The organism is Polaromonas sp. P3_C2 (genome assembly GCF_056402675.1).
Map to the genome: position 1 here is coordinate 1 of NZ_JBFUGX010000978.1, position 1,162 is coordinate 1,162.

The window sequence follows — 1,162 nt, forward strand, 5'->3', positions numbered from 1 at the left end:
GGCCTGATTCCCGCCTGCGAAAACATGCCGGGCAGCCGCGCCATCAAGCCCGGCGATGTGGTGACCAGCATGAGCGGGCAGACCATCGAGATCCTGAACACCGACGCCGAAGGGCGGCTGGTGCTCTGCGACGCATTGACTTACGCCGAGCGCTTCAAGCCCCGGGCGGTGGTGGACATCGCGACGCTGACCGGCGCCTGCGTGATTGCCTTGGGCGGCGTGCGCAGCGGGCTTTTCTCCAGCGACGACATCATGGCCGAGGCGTTGTCGGCAGCAGGCGAATCGTCCCTGGACCTGTGCTGGAGGATGCCGCTGGATGACGATTATGCGGAAGGGCTCAAGACCAATTTTGCGGATGTCGCCAACGTGGCGGGGCGTGCCGCGGGTGCGGTGACCGCGGCCAAGTTCCTGCAGCGGTTTACGGCCAGTTTCCCATGGGCGCACCTGGACATTGCCGGTACGGCCTGGAAAGGCGGAGCCGCCAAAGGTGCGACCGGCAGGCCGGTGCCGCTGCTGCTGGACTACCTGCTGGACCAGGTGGTAACTGCCAGGGCAGGGACTTCGGCCCAAGCATCGCGCAAAAAAGCCAAAACAGCGTCCAGTCGCAAATCCGCATCCAAAACCCGGGCATGACCGAAATCGCCTTTCACTTCAATGTGCCTGACAAACTGGCCTACAGCTGCCGGTTACTTCGCAAGGCCTACCTGAGCGGCGCCAGCGTTGTGGTGACGGGGGACGCGGCGGTGCTGGCGGAACTGGACCAGTTGATCTGGAGTTTTTCGCCTGCGGAATTTGTGCCGCATTGCCGTGCGGGTGCCCCCGAAAGTACATGGGCGGCAACGCCGGTGGTGCTGGCCGAGTCGCTCAAGGCCTGCCCGCATTACGGCGTGCTGGTCAATCTGGGGCATGGCATTCCCGCCGAATTTGAACGCTTCGAACGTTTTATCGAAGTCGTGGCGCAGGCCGACGATGACCGTCTTGCAGCGCGAAGCCGGTGGAAGCACTACACCGACAGGGGCTATGCCATGAAACGCCATGACCTTGCGACGGCCGGGGAGGGCGCATGAACCGTCCGCCCGCACCGCCGCGGTTTGTGCCGACGCTGACGGAAGTCGTGCGGCCCATGCCTGCGCCGATGCCGGCTGCACCGCCTGAACCAGCC

The 1,162-nt window shown here is 64.6% G+C and carries 1 protein-coding gene and 1 pseudogene; both read left to right on the forward strand.

The window, feature by feature from the left end; genetic code table 11:
- A pseudogene (locus tag AC1DWI_RS23950) lies at nucleotides 1–633 on the forward strand (leucyl aminopeptidase); the annotation flags it as partial.
- Nucleotides 630–1,067, forward strand: coding sequence for a DNA polymerase III subunit chi (locus tag AC1DWI_RS23955; protein WP_477671665.1), 438 nt, complete (start codon nucleotides 630–632; stop codon nucleotides 1,065–1,067). The pseudogene AC1DWI_RS23950 and the gene AC1DWI_RS23955, both read left to right, overlap by 4 nt.
- Nucleotides 1,068–1,162: the final 95 nt, after the last annotated feature.

Excerpts from the sequence above, each read along its gene's own strand:
- AC1DWI_RS23955 (WP_477671665.1), top strand. The coding sequence starts at position 630 with ATGACCGAAATCGCCTTTCACTTCAATGTGCCTGACAAACTGGCCTAC.